This window comes from Pseudoalteromonas sp. PS1M3 (assembly GCF_016865405.1).
Classification (GTDB): Bacteria; Pseudomonadota; Gammaproteobacteria; order Enterobacterales; family Alteromonadaceae; genus Pseudoalteromonas; species Pseudoalteromonas marina.
In genome coordinates, this window is record NZ_AP022624.1 from 2,722,106 (window position 1) to 2,742,633 (window position 20,528).

The 20,528-nt window shown below is 39.8% G+C and carries 24 protein-coding genes; 11 read left to right on the forward strand and 13 right to left on the reverse strand.

Annotated elements, in window-relative coordinates; genetic code table 11:
• Positions 1-170: 170 nt before the first annotated feature.
• Both pdsR and pdsS read left to right on the forward strand, forming a co-directional pair.
• A complete protein-coding gene (gene pdsR / locus PS1M3_RS12640) occupies positions 171-860 on the forward strand; it encodes a proteobacterial dedicated sortase system response regulator (RefSeq protein ID WP_039036477.1) in 690 nt (229 codons plus the stop codon).
• Positions 860-2,995: a proteobacterial dedicated sortase system histidine kinase gene (gene pdsS / locus PS1M3_RS12645; protein WP_203984624.1), complete on the forward strand. Its 2,136-nt coding sequence runs from the start codon at positions 860-862 to the stop codon at positions 2,993-2,995. The genes pdsR and pdsS overlap by 1 nt, the downstream gene beginning before the upstream one ends.
• A 188-nt stretch (positions 2,996-3,183) precedes the next feature.
• On the opposite strand, the gene PS1M3_RS12650 is transcribed toward pdsS, so the two are convergent.
• The 4 genes from PS1M3_RS12650 to PS1M3_RS12665 form a co-directional block, all read right to left on the reverse strand.
• A complete protein-coding gene (locus tag PS1M3_RS12650; protein ID WP_203984626.1) occupies positions 3,184-3,522 on the reverse strand; it encodes a hypothetical protein in 339 nt (112 codons plus the stop codon).
• Positions 3,523-3,535: 13 nt separating this feature from the next.
• On the reverse strand, positions 3,536-3,757 hold the full coding sequence (locus PS1M3_RS12655) for a hypothetical protein (RefSeq protein ID WP_006791898.1): 222 nt from the start codon (positions 3,755-3,757) through the stop codon (positions 3,536-3,538).
• 130 nt (positions 3,758-3,887) lie between these two features.
• The gene (locus PS1M3_RS12660) at positions 3,888-4,325 is read right to left on the reverse strand and encodes a hypothetical protein (protein ID WP_203984633.1); all 438 of its coding nucleotides are present in this window, start codon (positions 4,323-4,325) and stop codon (positions 3,888-3,890) included.
• A 95-nt stretch (positions 4,326-4,420) separates the two neighbouring features.
• Entirely contained in the window at positions 4,421-4,927 is a 507-nt protein-coding gene (locus PS1M3_RS12665) for a hypothetical protein (RefSeq protein WP_203984635.1), read from the reverse strand.
• Between the two features lie 116 nt (positions 4,928-5,043).
• Between PS1M3_RS12665 and PS1M3_RS12670 the strand changes: the two genes are divergently transcribed.
• Positions 5,044-6,198: an IS110 family transposase gene (locus PS1M3_RS12670; RefSeq protein ID WP_138740772.1), complete on the forward strand. Its 1,155-nt coding sequence runs from the start codon at positions 5,044-5,046 to the stop codon at positions 6,196-6,198.
• Positions 6,199-6,598: 400 nt separating this feature from the next.
• Here the strand turns inward: PS1M3_RS12670 and PS1M3_RS12675 are convergent, their stop codons facing one another.
• Both PS1M3_RS12675 and PS1M3_RS12680 read right to left on the reverse strand, forming a co-directional pair.
• Positions 6,599-6,964, reverse strand: coding sequence for a hypothetical protein (locus tag PS1M3_RS12675; RefSeq protein WP_021032388.1), 366 nt, complete (start codon positions 6,962-6,964; stop codon positions 6,599-6,601).
• A gap of 491 nt (positions 6,965-7,455) precedes the next feature.
• Positions 7,456-8,709 (reverse strand): multifunctional CCA addition/repair protein, encoded by a 1,254-nt coding sequence (locus tag PS1M3_RS12680; RefSeq protein WP_203984644.1) that lies wholly within the window; start codon positions 8,707-8,709, stop codon positions 7,456-7,458.
• A gap of 124 nt (positions 8,710-8,833) precedes the next feature.
• Here PS1M3_RS12680 and PS1M3_RS12685 point away from each other — a divergent pair, with 124 nt between their 5' ends.
• Positions 8,834-9,070: a hypothetical protein gene (locus PS1M3_RS12685; protein WP_203984645.1), complete on the forward strand. Its 237-nt coding sequence runs from the start codon at positions 8,834-8,836 to the stop codon at positions 9,068-9,070.
• A 43-nt stretch (positions 9,071-9,113) separates the two neighbouring features.
• Here PS1M3_RS12685 and PS1M3_RS12690 read toward each other — a convergent pair whose 3' ends face one another.
• Genes PS1M3_RS12690 through PS1M3_RS12705 form a run of 4 tightly spaced genes read right to left on the reverse strand, consistent with a single transcriptional unit; the run spans position 9,114 to position 12,960 of the window.
• On the reverse strand, positions 9,114-9,614 hold the full coding sequence (locus PS1M3_RS12690; RefSeq protein WP_006791892.1) for a DUF1543 domain-containing protein: 501 nt from the start codon (positions 9,612-9,614) through the stop codon (positions 9,114-9,116).
• An 18-nt stretch (positions 9,615-9,632) separates the two neighbouring features.
• Positions 9,633-10,982 (reverse strand): sigma 54-interacting transcriptional regulator, encoded by a 1,350-nt coding sequence (locus PS1M3_RS12695; protein ID WP_008130979.1) that lies wholly within the window; start codon positions 10,980-10,982, stop codon positions 9,633-9,635.
• A gap of 2 nt (positions 10,983-10,984) precedes the next feature.
• On the reverse strand, positions 10,985-11,500 hold the full coding sequence (locus tag PS1M3_RS12700) for a hypothetical protein (RefSeq protein ID WP_203984647.1): 516 nt from the start codon (positions 11,498-11,500) through the stop codon (positions 10,985-10,987).
• A gap of 2 nt (positions 11,501-11,502) precedes the next feature.
• Entirely contained in the window at positions 11,503-12,960 is a 1,458-nt protein-coding gene (locus PS1M3_RS12705) for a HAMP domain-containing sensor histidine kinase (RefSeq protein ID WP_203984649.1), read from the reverse strand.
• 309 nt (positions 12,961-13,269) lie between these two features.
• Here PS1M3_RS12705 and PS1M3_RS12710 point away from each other — a divergent pair, with 309 nt between their 5' ends.
• The 6 genes from PS1M3_RS12710 (at position 13,270) to PS1M3_RS12735 (ending at position 17,041) form a co-directional block, all read left to right on the forward strand.
• Positions 13,270-13,503 carry an EF-hand domain-containing protein gene (locus PS1M3_RS12710; protein WP_203984651.1) on the forward strand — a complete coding sequence of 78 codons (234 nt, stop codon included), beginning with the start codon at positions 13,270-13,272 and terminating at the stop codon, positions 13,501-13,503.
• A gap of 24 nt (positions 13,504-13,527) precedes the next feature.
• On the forward strand, positions 13,528-13,755 hold the full coding sequence (locus tag PS1M3_RS12715) for a hypothetical protein (protein WP_006791887.1): 228 nt from the start codon (positions 13,528-13,530) through the stop codon (positions 13,753-13,755).
• 180 nt (positions 13,756-13,935) lie between these two features.
• Positions 13,936-14,172: an EF-hand domain-containing protein gene (locus PS1M3_RS12720; protein ID WP_203984652.1), complete on the forward strand. Its 237-nt coding sequence runs from the start codon at positions 13,936-13,938 to the stop codon at positions 14,170-14,172.
• Positions 14,173-14,180: 8 nt separating this feature from the next.
• Positions 14,181-14,417, forward strand: coding sequence for an EF-hand domain-containing protein (locus PS1M3_RS12725; RefSeq protein ID WP_203984654.1), 237 nt, complete (start codon positions 14,181-14,183; stop codon positions 14,415-14,417).
• A 155-nt stretch (positions 14,418-14,572) separates the two neighbouring features.
• Positions 14,573-16,246 carry an amidohydrolase gene (locus tag PS1M3_RS12730; protein WP_203984656.1) on the forward strand — a complete coding sequence of 558 codons (1,674 nt, stop codon included), beginning with the start codon at positions 14,573-14,575 and terminating at the stop codon, positions 16,244-16,246.
• Between the two features lie 117 nt (positions 16,247-16,363).
• The gene (locus PS1M3_RS12735) at positions 16,364-17,041 is read left to right on the forward strand and encodes a FlgO family outer membrane protein (RefSeq protein WP_010555777.1); all 678 of its coding nucleotides are present in this window, start codon (positions 16,364-16,366) and stop codon (positions 17,039-17,041) included.
• A gap of 52 nt (positions 17,042-17,093) precedes the next feature.
• Here the strand turns inward: PS1M3_RS12735 and PS1M3_RS12740 are convergent, their stop codons facing one another.
• A complete protein-coding gene (locus tag PS1M3_RS12740) occupies positions 17,094-17,345 on the reverse strand; it encodes a YgjV family protein (protein ID WP_008130966.1) in 252 nt (83 codons plus the stop codon).
• A gap of 384 nt (positions 17,346-17,729) precedes the next feature.
• On the opposite strand from PS1M3_RS12740, the gene PS1M3_RS12745 reads away from it, so the two are divergent.
• Positions 17,730-18,386, forward strand: a complete 657-nt coding sequence (locus PS1M3_RS12745; protein WP_010555776.1) for a Crp/Fnr family transcriptional regulator — start codon at positions 17,730-17,732, stop codon at positions 18,384-18,386.
• Positions 18,387-18,481: 95 nt separating this feature from the next.
• On the opposite strand, the gene PS1M3_RS12750 is transcribed toward PS1M3_RS12745, so the two are convergent.
• Together PS1M3_RS12750 and pepB are read right to left on the reverse strand one after the other, a co-directional pair.
• Positions 18,482-19,048: a phosphoribosyltransferase gene (locus tag PS1M3_RS12750; protein WP_006791881.1), complete on the reverse strand. Its 567-nt coding sequence runs from the start codon at positions 19,046-19,048 to the stop codon at positions 18,482-18,484.
• Positions 19,049-19,230: 182 nt separating this feature from the next.
• Positions 19,231-20,526 carry an aminopeptidase PepB gene (gene pepB, locus PS1M3_RS12755; protein WP_203984658.1) on the reverse strand — a complete coding sequence of 432 codons (1,296 nt, stop codon included), beginning with the start codon at positions 20,524-20,526 and terminating at the stop codon, positions 19,231-19,233.
• Between the last annotated feature and the right edge of the window lie 2 nt (positions 20,527-20,528).

The following is a 20,528-nucleotide window of genomic DNA, read 5'->3' on the forward strand; positions in this document are numbered from 1 at the left end:
GATGTTTTGTTTCGATAGGTGCATTAAAACAACATCAAGTGGCAACAAAGGGGAGCAAAAATGGCAAACCGCTGAGCAATTGTGGCAAAAAAATGGCAATTGCCTTTTTAACCGTACATAGCTGAAAAACTTCGATATAGTGCGTTTTAAAATAAATAAGGGTGTGTAGAATGAAAAAAATAGCCATCATTGAAGATGAAACCGCCATTCGCGAAAACTACATGGAAATGTTAGGCGCACAAGGCTACCAAGTGAGTGGTTACAGCGACCGCATAACGGCAGAAAGTGCATTTAAAGACGCACTCCCCGATTTAGCCATCGTTGATATAGGCCTTGGCCACGAAATTGATGGCGGCTTTTTACTATGCCAAACCCTGCGTACCTTATCTAAAACGCTCCCTATTATTTTTTTAACCGCACGCGATAGCGAAATAGATACGGTTTGCGGCTTACGTATGGGCGCTGACGACTACTTAACAAAAGACATTAGCTTGGCACACTTAGCAGCACGGATAGGCGCATTATTTCGTAGAATGGAAGCCCTTGAACATCCCGCCGATGCCAATGCACTTATAACACGCGGACAGTTAACGCTCGACACACAACGCATGCAAGTATTTTGGCAACAGCAATTAGTGGATTTAACCGTGACCGAATTTTGGATGCTGCATTCACTGGCGCAGCGCCCAGGCCATGTAAAAAGTCGTAACGATTTAATGAGCGATGCAAAAATTTATGTGGACGACAGCACCATCACCTCTCATGTAAAACGCATTCGTAAAAAGTTTATAGCCCTCGACTCACAATTTGATTGTATCGATACCGTGTATGGTATGGGTTATAGGTGGGAGCAGCACTAATGCTTAGATTTGGCCTACGTAGTAAGTTTATTGTGCTTTCTTGTTTTTTATTTTTACTGCCGTGGCTAGGCTACGAGTACGTATGGGAAATGGAAAAGTTTTTACGCCAAGGCCAAGAAAAAACTCTCGTAGGCACAACGCGTGCACTTGCCACTGCTCTGCACGAACGCCCTGCCTTATTTGACGAGCAAACCAACTTTTTAGACCAAGTAATAAAAGGCCGCGATTTATACGCCTACAACTTAAAAAACCCTATTCAGCTCGATGGCAAACTAACCGACTGGGAACCCTACAAACCATTATTTTGGCATTACGATAAACGCTATTTACAAAAAACTAATAAAAACCACCAAGCCAGCGATCTGTCATTCGACCACATGGTAGGCAAATTTGATAACTACTTATATGCCGTTTTTAATGTGACCGACAACACACTTATTTATCGTGCTAAAAACAGCTTAAGCATTACTAATAACGACCATTTAAAAATTGGTTTAAAAGCCCCTGATGGCCAATTTAATACCTATATCATCGCCCCAAGGCAAGACGGCTGGGTTAATGCATTTAATGCAGACACCAAAGCACCATTTACAAAAATTCAGGGCTATTTTAAACGCACCCAAACAGGCTACACCGTTGAACTACGCTTTCCGTTAGCCATGCTAGGAAACAAACTGGGTTTTGCTATTGTAGATACCGATAGCTTAAGCGAATTACCTAACGCTAACGTTATGTCGACCTCTAATTTAAATAACCCAAGCGATTTAGGCTCAGTGCTTGTGCCTTCACCAGAAATTAGCCGCATTTTAAAAGGGATGGGCCACAGTGGCAGCCGTATATGGGTGGTAGACAATCATCACCGCGTACTTGCGCAATCGGGCACGATTCAAAACGCTGATGGAGTGTGGGCCGATGGTCTTAAAAATCAACCACCCAAAAATGCCTGGCAGCGCTTTGAGCAAACCTATTTGCACCCACTTTATTATAAAATTTTAACCCGACCTGAAAACGAATTTATAGATACCCTACACGACGTAGCATCTATGCAAGGCAGTCATTTAGCTAATGCATTAAAAGGCCAACCTGCATCGTCTTGGCGGCTCACCCCCGATAGCAAAGCCGTTATTTTATCTGCCGCCTACCCTATTTGGATTGAAGACAAAGTCATTGGTGCAGTAATAGCAGAAGAAACTACAAATGGTGTACGTACGCTTCGTAATAAATCGCTCGAAAAGTTATTTAACGTTATTTTAGCCGTTATGCTGATTGGTACCGTGACTTTATTCTTTTTTGCATCACGAATATCGAGCCGTATTAGGCGCCTTCGCGATACCGCAGAGCAAGCAATAGATGCACAAGGGCGTGTTACTGGCAGTATTAGTTACAGTGATTCTAATGATGAAATTGGCGACCTGTCGCGTAGCTTTGCTAATATTGTGAGCCGATTGGGCGGCTATACCGACTATTTAGAAAACATGTCGTCGCGTTTATCTCACGAACTACGCACGCCTGTTGCCGTGGTGCGATCATCCCTTGAAAACTTACAAAGTTTGGAACAAACCGAACTTAGCCAAAAATACCTCGATCGCGCCAGTGAAGGCGTTGAGCGCTTAGGTAAAATTATCACCACCATGAGTGAGGCTACTCGCCTTGAGCAAAGTATTCAAAGTAACGAGCCTGAGCCTTTTGATTTACAAAAAGTAATAAATGGTTGCATGCAAGGCTATCAGCTTACTTACCCAAACCAGTTATTTACGCTTGATGTATGCCAAAACAAATTACCTATGCAAGGCGCACCTGAGTTTATAGCGCAGCTGCTTGATAAGCTCATTAATAACGCATTAGAGTTTAGCCAAGCTAATACCGCGATTAACGTAACTTTACAAAGCAAAGATACACAAGCAGTTCTTAGCGTAAGTAACACAGGCCCATTATTACCCGAAGGGTTGAGCGAGCACATATTTGATTCTATGGTGTCTGTGCGCAGCCAGCACATGCAGCAACAACCGCATTTAGGCTTGGGGCTTTATATTGTAAGGCTGGTGTGCGATTACCATAAAGGCAGTGTAACTGCGCAAAATAACACACAACATAATGGGGTCACTTTTACAGTGAGTTTGCCGTTAGCAAATTAGTTGAAAATTATTTAGTGTTAAGTAGTTTTTAGCCTAACCTAGCGGGGAAACTTGTAAGACTTAATTAAACCAAGGAGCTTAATACCTGCTGATTACAAACCATTAGAAAAACGGCGATTAAAGTATAAAGTAGTGGGTAAACGGGCATCAAAACGTAAACGTTATTTCACTGAAGTTTAATTACAGTACTAGTTGCTAACTTTTAAAGTTAAGTAAATATAACCAATGTATAAAATGACAAACACATACCCTATAGATATCAAACTATTAATGCCCCATACACCGTACCAAAACTTACCATAAAAATAAGTGTTCGCCCTTAACTTAGCATTAAATAGTGCGATAGATGAAGGAATTAACAACAAGGCTGAAAAACCAAAAAGTGGTGCTACACCAAACATTAAAAACAAGCCAATAGCACCTTCTACTGAAGCGCTACTGTCAGGCGAAAGCGGAGCTAAAGCCCAAAACAAACACAAAAATGACACTATTGATGTCAATAAACCTAAAAATTGAATTGAACGCATATCTTTCTTGTTATTACACCTTAATCAATCTTATGTCTTTAATCATATTCACGGACATTTTTACCCACAAAAGAATACCAATAAAACCTAAACCGAGTAATAAGTAGTGCTTAATGTTGCTTAACCCATCAGCATACATAAAGATAATAAAGCTGTACCCGAATAAAAACACCGCAAATAGTGGGATGGTAATTATTGCAGCAAATATTTTAAATTTACGTGATTGACGAACCATTATAAGTACTCCTCTTTATATGTAAGACCATCAAAGTCGACTTAAAATGGTTGGCTTAAATGAAGCAAAGCGAACAGCCCGCTGATATTTAGCCCTTGTTAAATTACTCTTTATATTTTGTTATTTCAGTTCAGACGACAATATTTTTTATATTTTTGTTAAGCGAATCTGTTTCAAATGCTATAGAAACCATTGAAAGTTTCACCACCAACTTTTTTCCCTTAAATAGAGCTAAGTCGGTCCCTATTTCTGCACTATCAATGTCAGAAAGTAAAATAGTTTTATCAATTTTTTTCCAGCTCGATAACCCTTTGAGTAGGATCGATTCACTATCTATTTTGATTTCGTATTGACGAAAACTAGTTACCATCCACCAAGCAAAAATAGATGTTGTAAACAAAGCTAAAATTAACGCCGAAAGTTGTTCAATTAACGATAACGGGGTATTGCTCTCTCTAACTAACAAAAGAGCAGCTGCGTAAATCAGAAAAAATCCGATAAAGTTAAATAGTAGTAAAAATATCGATTTAAAAATAATTTGAAATACTGAGCTACGAATAACAGACATAGACTCTCTATTAATTTAACGCCCGCATAAATGGCGAGCAACTTGTTGCGAGTCCAGCGCGTACCGCGAAGCGGTGTTTTTAAACGCGCGATATTTCATGCGTTTGTTAGGTGAGTATGCTGAAATTCATTATTTACCATCAACCGCATGTCTAAACATATCAGTTCGCCAGCCTTATTATCATTAAGGATTGGTACATCTCCATAATAATGAGTCGCAGAATATACTGCTAACGAAATGTAGGGTTTCTCTTGGATCGTCCTATACATTAAAGTATTGCCCGAATCTCCTTCACTCCAAGCATTTGGCCCTGACTGTATTTTACCAACGATAAAGTAGACTATACGAATAGAGCTATATTTTCCGTTTGTCTCAAATCTATATAAATCTGCTGGGTTAGGTATATCAACAAGTATACGTTTTAGCTCAGATGCAAACCAACTAGGCAAGATATTTTTAAAACTACTCTTCCATAGCGAGCACCATTTGCAGCTGCATGCATAAGCAGGTAATCCACTTTGATTCTGAATTGAACCCGTAGCTTCTAAATGAGTTGCTATTTTCCATTCCGAAATTGGAATGGTTGGCCTAAACTTCTTCATTTGCACCTAGACATAATGACTCCCACACGGTGTTAGCCTCCGCTTTTCGTGGGTTAGCTTAATTCAAAGCCAGAGCCATAATTAGTTTGTCAATTAACTAAACAGCAGAGGCTAACATGAATAAACATAGCATACTTTTTATCGGTCTTGATACACATAAAGAATTCAATGAAGTTGCCTATATTGAAGAACATAGAGGTGCGCAACCTGTTCATCTTGGCCGAGTTTCGTCTTCCAAAATGGCCGTTCAAAAGCTTGTTCGCCAGTTCGAATCGAAATACCCTGGCGCAACACTTCATTTTGTTTATGAAGCTGGCCCATGTGGTTATTGGATTTACCGATTAATTACCAGCCTTGGCCATTGCTGTTATGTGGTTGCACCTTCTCTTATTCCTAAAAAACCTGGTGAGAAAATTAAAACCGATAAACGTGATGCCCTTAAGCTTGCTAAATTACTTAAGTCTGAAGATTTAACACCTATCTATGTTCCTGAGCCTGAAGATGAAGCTGTACGTGATTTATCTCGTGCACGCGAAGTAGCCATGAAGGATTTAAAAGATGCCAAATATCAATTAAAGGCGCTGCTGCTTCGCAATAATATTAATTACAAAGGCACTGCGAATTGGTCACAAAAACATTTACGTTGGCTCACTGAGCTTGTGTTGCCACACCCCGCTCAGCACATCGTCTTACAAGAATTTTTACACACAATTACCGAACGAATAAGCCGACTTGAGCGGCTAGATAATGAACTAACACACCACGTTCACCAGTGGCGTTATTATCCTGTAGTAAAAGCAATACAAGCTATGCGTGGTGTCCGTTTGTTGGTCGCCACTGGCGTTGTTGCTGAGCTTGGCGATTTATCGCGTTTCGACCATCCCCGCAAATTAATGAGTTATCTCGGTCTTGTACCCAGTGAACACTCGAGTGGTGGCAAACGCCATATTGGCGCCATCACAAAATGCGGGAACGGCCGAGCAAGGCGCCTTCTTGTGGAAGGTGCACATACTTATCGCTATGCAGCAAATATATCCACAGATATGCAAAAACGACAAGAAGGTTTACCAAAGGACATTATTGATATTGCGTGGAAAGCACAGATTAGGCTCTGCAAACGCTATAAAAAAATGATAGCCAAAGGGAAACACTACAATCTGGTTGTTACCGCCATTGCCCGAGAAATGATTGCGTACATATGGGCTATTGCAAGAGAAGTGGTGCTTACGCCAGTGAATAAAAAACTTAGATTGGCAAGAGTACCCGCATGATAAAAGAATTAGAGTTAATGCATGGGATCAAGCATCGGGTGTGGCACAACCACCGACGGCGTTAGGATGGCAATGCAGCTAACGCTGCATTGAACCACGAACATAGACTGAAGACAGGTGCCACGACGAAATAAGTAAGGTCTGCTCTGTTACTAGAAATAGTAATAACCAACGAATATCAGCAAGATAACCGACGACATTACTTGCTTCATCCTATGTATTAACTCGCTCTAATTCGAGCTAAAATAATTATGGCTTAAAAAGTTAGGCAAGGATCAGTGCGTTTAACTTGACAATGGGAGTCATACCAACGCCGTTTTAAGCGGCAAATTGTAGTTGGCTAAAATAAGTGAGGTACGAACAAAAGCCAACTGTAATTTGTCCAACTTGAAAACCCTTGTTATGTTTTTTTGTTCAGATAATACCTAAACAAAAAGGCTTGAAATAATGCCGCCAAACCTAATATTTGAGGAGTGTTGTTAAACAAGCCACCAACAACAACTATTAGTGGTATTGCGATATAAAAAGCATAAGAGCCGTTAGTGTACTTTTTTACAAACCAGTGAACAGGAAAGCCAACAACTAACCAACCAACGATAGAAATTAGTAGGTAAACACTAATATAAAGTAAAAAAGTAACGGCAAGTCCATAAATATCATCAAGTGATGAAGGTGCCAGTCCATTGAATAAAAACCAAACGGCGATTCCTATACCAACATAGCCAATACTTTTTATTACAGCACTATCCCAGTTACTTGAACTCACTACGGGCTCCATGAAAACATAACAACTTTGTATCCGACATGTGTCGCTTTATAAACCGGCACATACCCAAATATTACAATCAATCCAATGTAGCCAGCTAATAAGCGCATGTAAACAAATAGTTATTCAGCATTTAAATATTCTAAATGTAGAAATACCCCAAAATGGTAGAGATCAGTAATATTAGACAGAAAAGTAATGTGCTAATAAACAGTGAGGAAATAAACAGTCACCTTCCTTTGTAACTATTCACCTTTAATTCAGTCGCGTTCACATACTCTGGGACTATATTAACGCATTAAGCAGTAGGATTTGCCGTGACCCCATCACTTGAACGAGAAGAGCTCGACTTTATTTTTAGTTTATATAAATCAGACAAAAGCGCTGAGCCAGAGGCAATAAATCACAGCATACGCAAATAAACGACCTTCAAAAAGTACCGTGCCTTGATGAACAAGGCGTATCTCAGTACTTAATTTAATATGCACTTGTTAGCTTGTTGTACTTGGCTCATCGCTTAAAAACGCTTTGATACAGTTTATTTCTGCCAGCTTTACTGCCTCGCCTATTTCTGGGCCTTTTTTGCCACTTTTAAGCGCCTCTTGCACTATGTGCTTTTTATCCATTTGCTGTAATTTACTATGAATGGCGCGCAACTTAATTGCCTGCGGGTAAGGCTTATTAACCAGTGTTTCTCCGCGACCTTGCGCGTCACACTGGCAGGCTTGAGTAAATGCTAAAAAGCGTTCAGGGTGCACCAAACCATTTAAATTAGTGACAATTAATTTATGAATAGTTTGCGGCCTAAGCTGATCAATCGTATGGCATAAAGTGTGGTTATCGCTGGTCAATACGCCAATATCACGAAAACGATTAGGCACTTTTAAACGATTACAAAATGACTCTACTACCGCTACCCCTTCGCGTTCGTGACCGCGTAAATTGCCGCGTATTTTATAGCTAAGGGCTTTGCCAAAATCGTGGGTAAGCGCAGCAAAGCGGGTTTCTAAATTAAAATTTAAGTCGGCCGCACGCCTAAGCACCAACATTGTATGCACAAATACATCGCCTTCAGGGTGATGATTGGCAGGTTGTGGTACGTTTTTCATTTGTTCTATTTCAGGAAAAATGCCCAGCCCATCTAATGCTTGAAAGTAAAGCTCGGGGTGTTTTTCGCCAAGCGCTTTTTCGGTTTCTAACCATACACGTTCAGGCACTAAGTGGTTAAGCTCGCCTTTATTTTTAAGCTCTCGCATTAACGCATAAGTGCTGGGATGGATTTGCCAATCGCTGCCGTAACGCGCTAAAAACCTTGCAATACGCAGCACTCGCACAGGGTCTTCTACAAAGGCGTGTGTAGTGTGACGCAGTATTTTGTTTTGTAAATCGTGTTGGCCATTAAAAGGGTCAATAATTTTACCGTTTTCGTCAAGCGCCATAGAGTTAATGGTTAAGTCGCGCCTTGCGAGGTCTTCTTCAAGTGTTACGCTTGGGCTGGCGTCAACCACAAAGCCGGTATAACCTTTGCCGCTTTTTCGTTCGGTACGCCCTAGTGCGTATTCTTCTTTTGTTTTTGGGTGCAAATAAACAGGAAAGTCGCTACCTATTGGTAAAAAGCCAAGCGACTCCATGGTGCAGGGCGTTTCGCCAATAACCACATAATCGTTATCTTTTGATGCAATGTTTAGCAGTTTATCGCGTACTGCTCCACCGACTAAGTAAACGTTTTTTAAGCTACTTTCCACGTTGTTTCCACACTAATTTACAAACTTCATTTATAGCAATCATATCATTAAAAGCGTTGTGGTTTGCCAAGCATATGCAAGCTCATTACAATAGCGCATCACTTTTTGTTTAAGCTGTTATTCAATGAAAAATCATTCATCAAAAAAAGAGCTCATGCTGCTGCCAATTTTACTCGTCGTTATTGTTATGTGTGTGGCGGGGCACTTTTTATTGCAAGCTAACTTTCAAGACAGCAACATGGTTGAATATATGTTAGCAGCCTTGCCATTTGCTATGTTTGGCTTAGTTATTGTGGCTTTTAAGCTGGCATCAAACAGTGAAAAAAATGAGCAAAACGAGCAAAACGAGCAAGAAAAATAGCGGTTTGAGATAGCTTTATTATTTAGTGTTCAGATTACTTAACTTATAAAACATGGTAACCAAACCAATCCGGTTTTATGGGTTGTGAAAGCCCGCTTGGGCTAAGTTTTATTGTTAATTGGCTGTCGAGTAAATCAATTGCAAAGCAATCGTCTACGTCGTGTAAGTCGTCTTTATGAATATGGCTCAGGCCTGCTAATAAATCATGTTTAGCACGCTGCTTTGCCTCTTCACTACTGCTTGCTACATATAATGCAAAGTCGTGTTGCTCTGCCATTGAGTCGCTTCTGTAAGCGCCTAAGTTTACAAAATAAAGCTGTTTATTTTGTTCAACATAACCCTCTACCACTTCTACTTTGTACCCATCAATATTGTTAACAGCCATAAAACTATCCATGTGTACGCTGTTTTTGTCGCCAACCCATTGGCTTTTTAATTTGGTGTAGGTTTGCTCTATGTTTTGCCCAACTACAAAGCGAATGTCGTGCATTTCTATGTGGCAGCCTTGAATTCGCCCGCCTAAATACACCATAAATAACTGCATGAGGATTCCTTTAATTTTTTACGCCAAACTATCAACATCAATATTGTGTTTTTTAATGAGTTTATAAAAGTCTGAACGATTACGCTTAGCAAGCTTGGCGCCTTCTGCTACGTTGCCGCCTGCCATTTTTAGCGTATTAATAACGTAATCACGTTCAAACTCTTTTTTAGCGTCGTTTAATGAGAGTGGCTCTACACTTTTTTCGTTGCTATCGAGTGCTGCTAACACTAAATGCGCTGAAATAACCTCACCAGGTGTTAAGGCTACCACTTGTTCAACAACATTTTGTAACTGACGAATATTTCCCGGCCAATCATAACGTACCAATGCGTGCATAGCATCATTGGCAAAATGTTTTTCATTTTGGTTCATTCGTTTAGCGATACTTGCGCTAAAGTATTGGGCTAGTAGGCTTATGTCTTCACGGCGTTCACACAGTGGTGGTAATTTTAAATTAACCACATTTAGGCGGTAGTATAAATCTTCTCTAAACTGTTGGTTTTTGATGGCTTCGGGTAAGTTTTTGTGAGTTGCCGATACAATACGCACATCAATTGAGATCTCCTCTTGAAAACCCACTGGGCGAATGGTTTTTTCTTGCAGTACACGCAGTAACTTTACTTGCAGGTTAAGGGGCATATCGCCAATTTCATCTAAAAATAATGTACCGCCCTGCGCTTGCTGAAATAAACCTTGGTGATCTTTTACGGCACCAGTAAACGCTCCTTTTTTATGGCCAAATAATTCAGACTCTAAAAGCTCCCCTGGTACAGCACCACAATTTATAGCCACAAAGGGCCCGTTACTTACTTGGCTATGCTGATGAATAGCCTGCGCTAATAACTCCTTACCCGTTCCACTGGCTCCCGAAATAAGCACATTAACGTGAGTAGGCCCAAGTAACTTAACTTGTTCGAGCAAGTGCAACATGGCACCACTGCGCGTTACTATATTACTTTTTGATGGGGCTTCATCGGTATTTACACCGTGAATGTCTATTGCATTTGCAAGGCTATCAAATAGCTCGTCTTTATCGACCGGTTTAGTAATGAAGGCAAAAATGCCTTGTTTAGTGGCTTCAACCGCATCGGGAATAGAGCCATGCGCTGTCATCATAATTACTGGTAATGCAGGGTATCGGCTTTGCAGTTGACGATGGAGCGCCATGCCGTCCATTTCATCCATTCGTAAGTCGGTAATTACGGCATCAAACACGTGGCTTTTTAAAATTTGTAGCGCTGCTAAGCCACTTTCACAAGTTGTTACTTGATAGCCTTTTGATTCAATACGAATAGCAAGTAACTTTAATAAACTTGCATCGTCATCAACTAATAACACTTTTGCTTTGTGCGGACTATTTGTGGCCATGGTTACTGCTCCTTGGTATCTTCGCGAAGTAATAGCTGCTGCTCTATATCTGCCAGCGACGACAGGGTTTTCTGCATTTGGGTATTAAGTGCTTGCTGCTCTTTTTGAGCATTTATTTGTAAGGTAATCTGCTGTTTTTGCAGCCATAAATACTGCTTTATATCGTCAGGCCAAAAATAGGCTAGGTCGAGTTTAAGTAACTTGGTCATTACTGTATTTGGGTCGGTACTTACTTTTAAGCACATAAATTTAAAAAATGCTTTTAGCTCATTTTCACCTTTAAATGATCGCTTTGTTGGTGGCAATGTAAACCCACCACATTGATTTGCATGAAGCGCTATAACCCGCTCAGCAGAGGGATAAACAGGGGCTAATTTAGGCATTGCCTTAGGGCTAGGAGATACGTTTTTGGTATTTGATGTTTTATTACCGCCCTGCGCTTGCGTGCCATTATTAAGCTCACAACCCGATACAATTAGGCTACCTGCAAGCACACATAAAATAGTGAGTATGCGCATTGTTAATTAACTCCTAAATTTTTACTGATTGGTATTTTTATTAAAAAACGGCAACCGTGTGGTTTATTTTTCTCAACACTTAATGTGCCTTGTAGCTGCTCAACCGTTTCTTTTACAATTGTTAGGCCCAAACCACTGCCTTGTAAGGTAATGCTTTGGTCATGTTTACCTTGATAAAACGCACTAAAAATATGGTTTATTTCGTGCTCTTTAATGCCACAGCCATTATCGGCCACAACCAAACACAGCTGATGTTGCTCGCATTTTAAATTTACAGTCACACCTTGGTTATCATCAGAAAATTTTAAGCTATTTGAAATTAACTGAATTAGCATCATTTCTATTAGCTCATTAGGAAGCGCAAGGACAGTGCTTGAAACAGAGTTTTGCCACTGAATACTTTGCTTTCGAGCCGTTAGACGATGCTCAAAATGGCCATTAATTTTTTTAATTAAATGATCAATATTAACCTCGCTTGAGCTATTTATTGTTGATCTAATAGCGTTATAACTCAGTAAGCTGTCTATCATCATGCGAAGGCGCACCATAGATTGAGTTATAAGGGAAAGTACTGCTTTTTGTTCGTCATTAATGGGGCCAACAATTTCATCTGTTAGTAAATCGGTTCCTTCAACCATAGAAGCAAGCGGTGTTTTAAGCTCGTGTGTTACGTGGCGTAAAAACGTATCTTTTTGTTGCTCAAGCATATGCAGCTGAGTTTGTACCCACTGTAGTTTTTCTCCAAGTTCCACTAACTCTGACGAGCCTTTTACTGCTATTTTTTGCTGCCAATCCCCTTGCCCTAGCTTATCAATAACCCTAGTTAATCCCTTTAAGCGCCCACTTATACGCCATAAAAAGCCACCACCAACCAATAAAGTAAGTGGAATAAGTGCCACCAGCCAATTTATAAACGACGTTTGTAGGCTAGCTAGCTCGTTTTGATTAAGGGTTATTTGCGCTTCGTTTTTATTTTTAAGCCACACTGTTAGCGCTGTAATTAACTCGCTTACAGGTACAAATAGCGCTGCATCTTGCTTTTTTTGATCAACAAGTTGCTGGTGTGCTGTTTGTAAAACATTTAATAGCTGTGCCCATTGGCGTGTGTAATCTGGGTTTGTATTAATGTGTTTAAGGTCGTTTATGCTTTGTACTGAAGATTGCCATTTATCAACTATGAGGGTGTCGAGCGAATCACTTTTTAATACCCAGTTTTGTCTTGTTGCGCGCTCAAGGCTATTAAGGTCTTGCTTTAAGCTAGCGAACGATTTTGTAAGCTGATAATTATTACTTACAATTTGTTGAGTGGTTGCTAGCTGCTTGTTCAACGCATTTAAAAACACAATGACCACAATAGACAGTGGCAATAACGACAGCAGCATACTTAACGCAAACTGCCCTATTAAATTAGGGCGCCAATTAAGCATTGCATTGTAATGTTTAGTAAGCGTTGCAGCCATTGCAGAAAACTCTATCAGTAAATAACTCGCCTATTATTATCAATACCGCCTATACACATGCTGAACCATATTAATATTCACTCGCTATAGTGTTGCTAAATAGCAACATTGCAACCTATTGATTTAGTTAACATCATAAAAAACACCTCAAACTCTGTTGCTGTACTCATACAAAATTACACACATAAAGTGTAATTTTTACCTCCCCTTTCAAGCAATAAAACGTAAACCATTGAAAATAAACAAAAACAAAACATGGCACCCTTTTTGTTAGTAGGTATGACAAATGAATTTAATAAGGAAATACTCATGAGAGCAAAAGCGTTGGTTTTTTCAATATTACTTGCATTAGGTTTAGTTAATACAGACGCACATGCTATGGACGTTGAGGCTACGTTTGATGCGCTAGATAAGGATAATAACGGCTTGTTAAGCGAAGCTGAGGCCCAAATGGATGCTGTGCTTAAAGAAAACTTTGCACAAATAGACACAGACCAAAATGGTCAACTGTCGCTAAATGAATTTAGTAAATTTATTCAATAATTCAACTTCAAAAGGAATGAAATTATGAAACAACTTATTGCCGCGTTTTTATTATTATTTTTAGCTATTAGTGCAACAGTGTTGGCATCTCCTTCGGCTGTGCGATTTGCACACTTAGATACAAACATGGACGGAAGTATCTCGTTTGTTGAAGCTAAGGAGGATAAAGAGCTGCTTAGACAGTTTACCGATTTAGATGAAGACAACGATGAGATGATCTCTAAAGCAGAGTTTGAAAACTTTAAGCCGTAACAGATTAAGTTTTGCTTAAGTTTTTAGCATGTAAAGTGTACTAAAGCATTTGCCATAATCCCTGAGGGAGTGTGTAAAAGGATTTAATGTTGGGAGTTAAATTATGGCAAGTGCTTTATCTTATCAAGCTTTATACCTTGTTATTAAATACAACTTAATTACCCTTTTGGAAGGACTACCATGAAGATACGTTGCTTTGTAACCACCACGGCATTGCTGTTAAGTTTTAATGCCTTAGCACTTGATGTAAAACAACGCTTTGATCACCTCGATACAGATAAAAGCGGTTACCTTACCCATAACGAATTAGAGCGCCAGCCACAGTTACTTAGCACTTTTATAATGTGGGATGAAAATCAAGATAAACAAATTTCATTAATTGAATTTAAAAACTACCTTACTAACAATCTTTACTGAGTATTTTAATGAACCCCATACACTTATTTATTGTGTGCACTCTCACTGTATTTAGTGCATCAAGCTTTGCCGCAAGTGACAGTATTAACAATCAGTTTAAAAAAATAGACCGAAATAAAGACGGATTTTTAACGCGTTCTGAAGCCTCAATAGACCCCGCCTTATGGTCTAAGTTTATTCGTTACGACCAAGATAAAGACGGCCGGCTAACACTAAGCGAATACCATTTATATGCCAGTAAGTAGCCCTAACTTAAGTAACCTTTCTAACTTAATTAATTTAATAGCTAAGCAACCAGCTTAGCTTTACCTGTCTAATTTACGAGCTTATCGCATCCTGTTGGTATTCTAAAAAAGGGTTTGCTAGTGTTATTGCACTAAAAATAACAAAACAGTGTCCTATGTTACTCAAAAAATTACTTAAACCACTTGTACTTGCCAGCCTTTGTGCGGGCTCTAGCTTTGCCATTGCACAAACCAAAGTTATTTATAATGCTAATGGCTACACCCCGCTTTATAAAGGCAAAATGCAAAAAGGTGAACTTCAGCAATTTAGCACTTTAGTTATAAAAGATGGCAAAGTTGTAAAAGTAGGCGGCGACACACTAAAAGAAAGCTTCCCAGATGCCAAATTAATAAATGCAGAAGGCAACACATTACTGCCCGGCTTAATTGATGCTCACGGCCACGTTATTGGGCTAGGAGATAACTTATCGCAACTTGATGTACGCGGCGCTAAGTCGGTTGATGATGTTACAAATAAACTAAAGCAATTTGCGCAAGGCAAACAAGGTTGGATCATCGGCCGTGGCTGGAACCAAGAGTTATGGCCAGATACGCGCTTTCCTACCGCTAAAGATTTAGACAAAGTAGTAAGCGATCGTCCGGTTGTTTTATCTCGTGTTGATAGCCATGCAATTTGGGTTAACTCAAAAGCGCTTGAGCTTGCGGGCATTAACGCCGATACAAAATCGCCAAAAGGCGGTGAAGTAATAAAAGATGAATTTGGTCACCCTACCGGTATTTTTGTTGATAAAGCTGAGTCGTTAATTGTTCAGCACATGCCAGCCCCTTCAAAACAAGATATTAGCAACTCGCTAGATGCCGCAGGAAAGCACTTATTAAGCTTAGGTATTACTTCTACTCACGACGCTGGCATAGATAAAGCCACATGGGAAGTGTACAAAGAACGCGGCGATCAAGGTAATTTACCTCTGCGTATTGTGGCAATGCTAAGTGGTGCTAGCCCAGATTTACCAGCGATGTTAAAAGCGGGGCCATATCACGATAACTACGATTTTATGGAAATTCGCAGTGTTAAAGTGTATGCCGATGGTGCATTAGGTTCGCGTGGCGCAGCGCTTATTGAAGATTATGCCGATCGTGCTGGACATCATGGTTTGATGCTTGAAACCCAAGAAAAACTCGAAGCTTTATTTACGCAAAGCTTTAAAAACGGTTTTACCGCCAACACCCATGCCATTGGTGACAAGGCCAATCGTGTGGTTTTAGACGCCTACGAAAATGTATTTAAAAAAACAGGCGGTATTTTACTGCGCAACCGCATAGAACACGCACAAATAGTAACGCCAGACGATATTCCTCGATTTAAAGCACTAAAAATTATTCCATCAATGCAACCTGTTCACGCTACGTCTGACATGCATATGGCAGAGCAACGCCTAACTGAAAAGCAACTTAGCTTTGCATACGCATGGCAAACATTTTTACAACAAGGTTCAGTGGTTGCTGCGGGTTCTGACTACCCTGTAGAGCTTGCAAACCCGTTTGATGGTTTATATTCAGCAATAACGCGAATGGATCATAACAAACTGCCTGAAAACGGCTGGCGTCCAAGCGAAGTACTAAGCCGCGAAGATGCACTACGTGCATTTACACTGGGCGGTGCTTATGCTGCGCATCAAGAGTTTAAAATAGGGAGCTTAGAGCAAGGTAAATGGGCCGACTTTATTCTAGTGGATAAAGATTACTTTAAAGTACCCGTTGAAGATATATACAAAACCCAGGTGCTACAAACATGGATTGCCGGTATGAAGCGCTATGAAAAAGAATAACAATAAAGCATTAGTTTTAAATAGATAAATAAATTAATAAATATCACTAAAGTAATTAAAAAGCGTGTCGATAATCATAAGTACTTATAATTTCTTATTATGTTTCAGGATGAAAGCATGTTATCAAAAAAAGTAACTTTGAGTTTATCGGCACTATTTACTCTTTCACTATCAGCTTGTTCTACCCACCCTATTTATAACGGCCATGCGCCACACAATAACAAGCATCACCACAAATCATATGTTAAATACGAAGAAAACAATTACCCAAGAGTAAGCAATTGGCAATTCCCTGAGAATAACTATCGGCCAGTTAACAGCAGTAAGTTATTAAGCAATTACACTGAGCAATTAGCCATGAAGCTAATTGAAAACATGAACTACATTAATAGTAGTACGCCTATAGCAATTACATCTTTTGTTAACCTTGACGACAACTTGCAAACCACAAATATTTTTGGCAATCACTTAGCTGAAAGTTTTATTTCTGAGTTGCAAGAGTTTGGGCTATCAGTTGTAGACTATAAACATACTGGTGCCGTTCATGTTACACCTATGGGTGATTTTTCATTTAGTCGTAATGGGCAAGAAATTAAAGGCTACCCGCATATTGAATATACACTATCTGGAACCCTTACATATACGAACAGAGGCGTGATTGTTAATGCTCGCATTATAGGTGCAAAATCTAAGGTTGTAGTCTCTTCTGCTAAAGGGTTTATACCTAGCTTTATTGTTGAATCTTTATATCCGACACGCAAAACAGATGGAATAATGTTAGACGCCATTCAATAAAAACAAAAAAGGGTTAACGAAAGTTAACCCTTTTTATTACAAACCATGTCATTTAGCTTTTTGGCTGCTGTGCCTCTGGCTGAACAGCTTTTGGCTGACGGTATAATTTTATAATGTGATACAAGTTAACCAATGCCAGTAACGCGTTGGTAAAAACAACAGGAACAGCACCAATAGCTACGCCATAAGCCGTAAACACAATACACCCTAACATGTTGTACCAACGAAGCTTTACTACATCGGTCATAGTGAGTGATGCAACCAATAAAGCTGACGCAATATAGCCTAAATATTCCCAACTCAATTGTTCTCTCCTAACCTTTGGGTTAGCATTACACTAATGCTAACTTATTACAGTTGTAAGTATTGCAAAGTAATAGCACTTTGCTTAATTATGATCGTTATTTAGATTTTGAAAAATAATTGGCTAGTAAGAGGGTAGCTCTCTCATATTAATAATTAAGCGAAGTGACATACGTAAATAAAAAGCTAACTTGCTTAAAAACCTGAAAAAGTTTGCCGGCAAAAAAACCAACAAATTCTTAAATCATTACACGGGAAATGAAGGTAAAATAATACCCATAGCAAAGCTAAAAGTATTAGTAGCAAGTTAGCGTAAATTCTTAATGTGTTAATGCTACCGTCATTAAAACATAATAAATAGGACAAATGTCCGAAGAGCATATTGATGTTTCAATACCATTTTTCTAGTTATCTTGTTGAACAGCTATTAACCTTTGCAGGTAGTAGTTATCAACAATCAAAAAAAGAAGTGCTGATCCATCAAGATCAGCCTTTAAGCAAGCTTGTGCTTGTGCGCAGCGGCACTGTGTCATTTAGTTATGACGTAGGAAACGGACGACGCCTGCTGCTAGGACAACTGGATTGTAATAATACCCTGATAGGTGAAATAGAAGCACTTAACAACAATCCGTGTATTTATACGGTAACGTGTTTTAGTGATGTGACTTACAACCTGATTGAATTAAGGCATTGGCGTGCATTATTGCTCGAAAAACCAGAGCTAAGTTTATACACAGCACAAACTATTGCGGCTAAGTTTCAAGAAAATCAAAAAATCAACTTAGATAAGTTATTACTGCCACTTAGTTACAATATAGCTAAAGATTGCCTGCTGAGAGCCGAGAATAGCAACCCTACCCTACTTAGAGCCTACCCAACGGTAAACGCAGAGGCAGAACGTTTTGCAACCACTGAGCGAGCTTACAGGCGTGTTGTAACAGAGTTAGTAGAAAAAGGCCTAGTGCAAAGAAGTACTAATGGTTTACAAGCGGTCGATATTCCAATGCTTAGTGAATATGTAGACAGCTTTGCACAACTCTAAGCACACAAAAAAAGGCCAATTAAGGCCTTTTTTATTGCCCTAAAAACGAATAACACGTTCGTAAGGCTAAATATGCATTCGATGCACTCGTTGTATTAATCTTCTAACAAAATATCGTGAATTTTTACTAGGTCTGATTTACCTTCAATAATTTCATCCGGTGTTAAACCCGACAATTCATGCGGGAATACTAACCATTCTTCCGACTCATGAATGTAGTAATCAGGCACGGTATCTACTTTTGAATTTTTTGGTTTGTAGTATGGGCAAGCAATTCGAATATCGCGTGGTAAATTTAAGCGCATTAGTTCTGAAAGCTTTTCTTTTAGTGCAACAATACTGCGCCCTGAGTCAAATACATCATCAACAATAAGCAGAGAATCACCCGCATTAGCGTTTTCTACAATGTAATGTAAACCATGTACTTTAATTTCTTTTGATTGCTGGCCAATACCGTAATAAGACGATGTACGCACTGCAATGTGGTCAGTTTCAATACCTTTGTAATCGTAATATTCTTGCACAGCAATACCAATTGGTGCACCACCTCGCCAAATACCTATAATAAAATCAGGACGAAAGCCGTCTTTGTATACTTGTGCCGCTACGCGGAATGAATCTTCAAGTAACTGTTGAGCTGTGATATAGCACTTATCTGACATAGTTAGAAACCCCAGTGGTGGATATTATATTTGAGCGTAGTTTAGAGTAAAACTAACTTAGCCACTCAAACAGGTATTGGCGATGGATTTTACCGTAAATTAAATAAAATTGCTTGCTTGTAGATAAAAAAAGGCACCAAACGGTGCCTAATTTTAATATAAAAAGCCTAACTTAGTTAATATTATGCTTTTTCTAGCAACGTACGAGCAACCGTGCGCATACCTTGTGTTGTTGCGCCTGCAGCCCATTGGCTCGTGCTACCCATGTTAAATGCAGCAGCTAAATCAATGTGTACCCAACCTTTGCCATCGTTTGGCACAAAGCGTGATAAGAAGCCTGCAGCATTTGACGCACCACCATAGCCGCCACCTTTTTGCGCTCGGCTGTTAGCCGTATCAGCATAAGGTGATGGGCAGTTTTGTTGGTGCCACTTTTCAAGTGGTAATGGCCAAGCTGCTTCCATTTCTTGAGATGCAAAACCTTCAACCTCACGCGCAAGCTCTTTATCTAGTGCAAACAACGCATTGTATTCTTGACCAACAGCAACCAACGCTGCCCCCGTTAATGTTGCAGCGTCAATAATTAAAGGCGCGCCTGTTTCACCCGCAGCCATTAAGCCATCGGCAAGCACTAAACGCCCTTCTGCATCAGTATTTACAATTTCAACGGTTGTGCCATTTTTGTAAGTAAGAATGTCGCCTAATTTGTAAGCGTGGCCAGAAATTAAGTTCTCAGCACAACATAAGAATAATTTAATGCGTTTTTCAATACCACGATTAATAGCAAGTGCTAAACCAGCCGTTACTGTTGCAGCACCGCCCATATCGCACTTCATCCCTAGCATGCCTTCGCTCGATTTAATTGAATAACCGCCCGAATCAAACGTAATACCTTTACCCACAAGGGCTGCACTAACGGGTGCGTTATCGTCGCCTGTTGGGTTGTAATCAAGCTCTAACAATACCGGAGGGCGAACACTTCCGCGACCAACAGCATGAATACCAATCCATTGCTGCTCTAATAACGCATCGCCTTTAATTATTTGGTAGCTTACGTGCTCTGGCGCAAGTGATTGAATAAACTCAGCTGCTTTTTCAGCAAGGCTTTCAGGGTATATATCGTCTGCGGTGCCATTAACCATTTCACGCGCCCATGTTGCTGAGCTTTTTAAATGCGCAAGTTCTTTAAGATCTGACTGTGCGTTATCAACAAATTCAACACCATTTAACAATTTTGGTGTTACAAAGCCTTGGTAAAAAGCCCATTGGCTTTCTGTGCACCAGGTGTCGCCCGCAAGCTCAACATGCTTAACACCTTGATTAGCAATTGTACGCGCTGCTTTTTGAACATTTTTTAATGTTTCTTGCTCAGATAAATGAACGGTTGCGCCACGCTCGTTAAAAGACAACGTTGCGCTTTCGCCCCAATGACTCGGTGCTGCGTGTTCGCTTAGTTGAACAACAAATTTTTCACTCATGT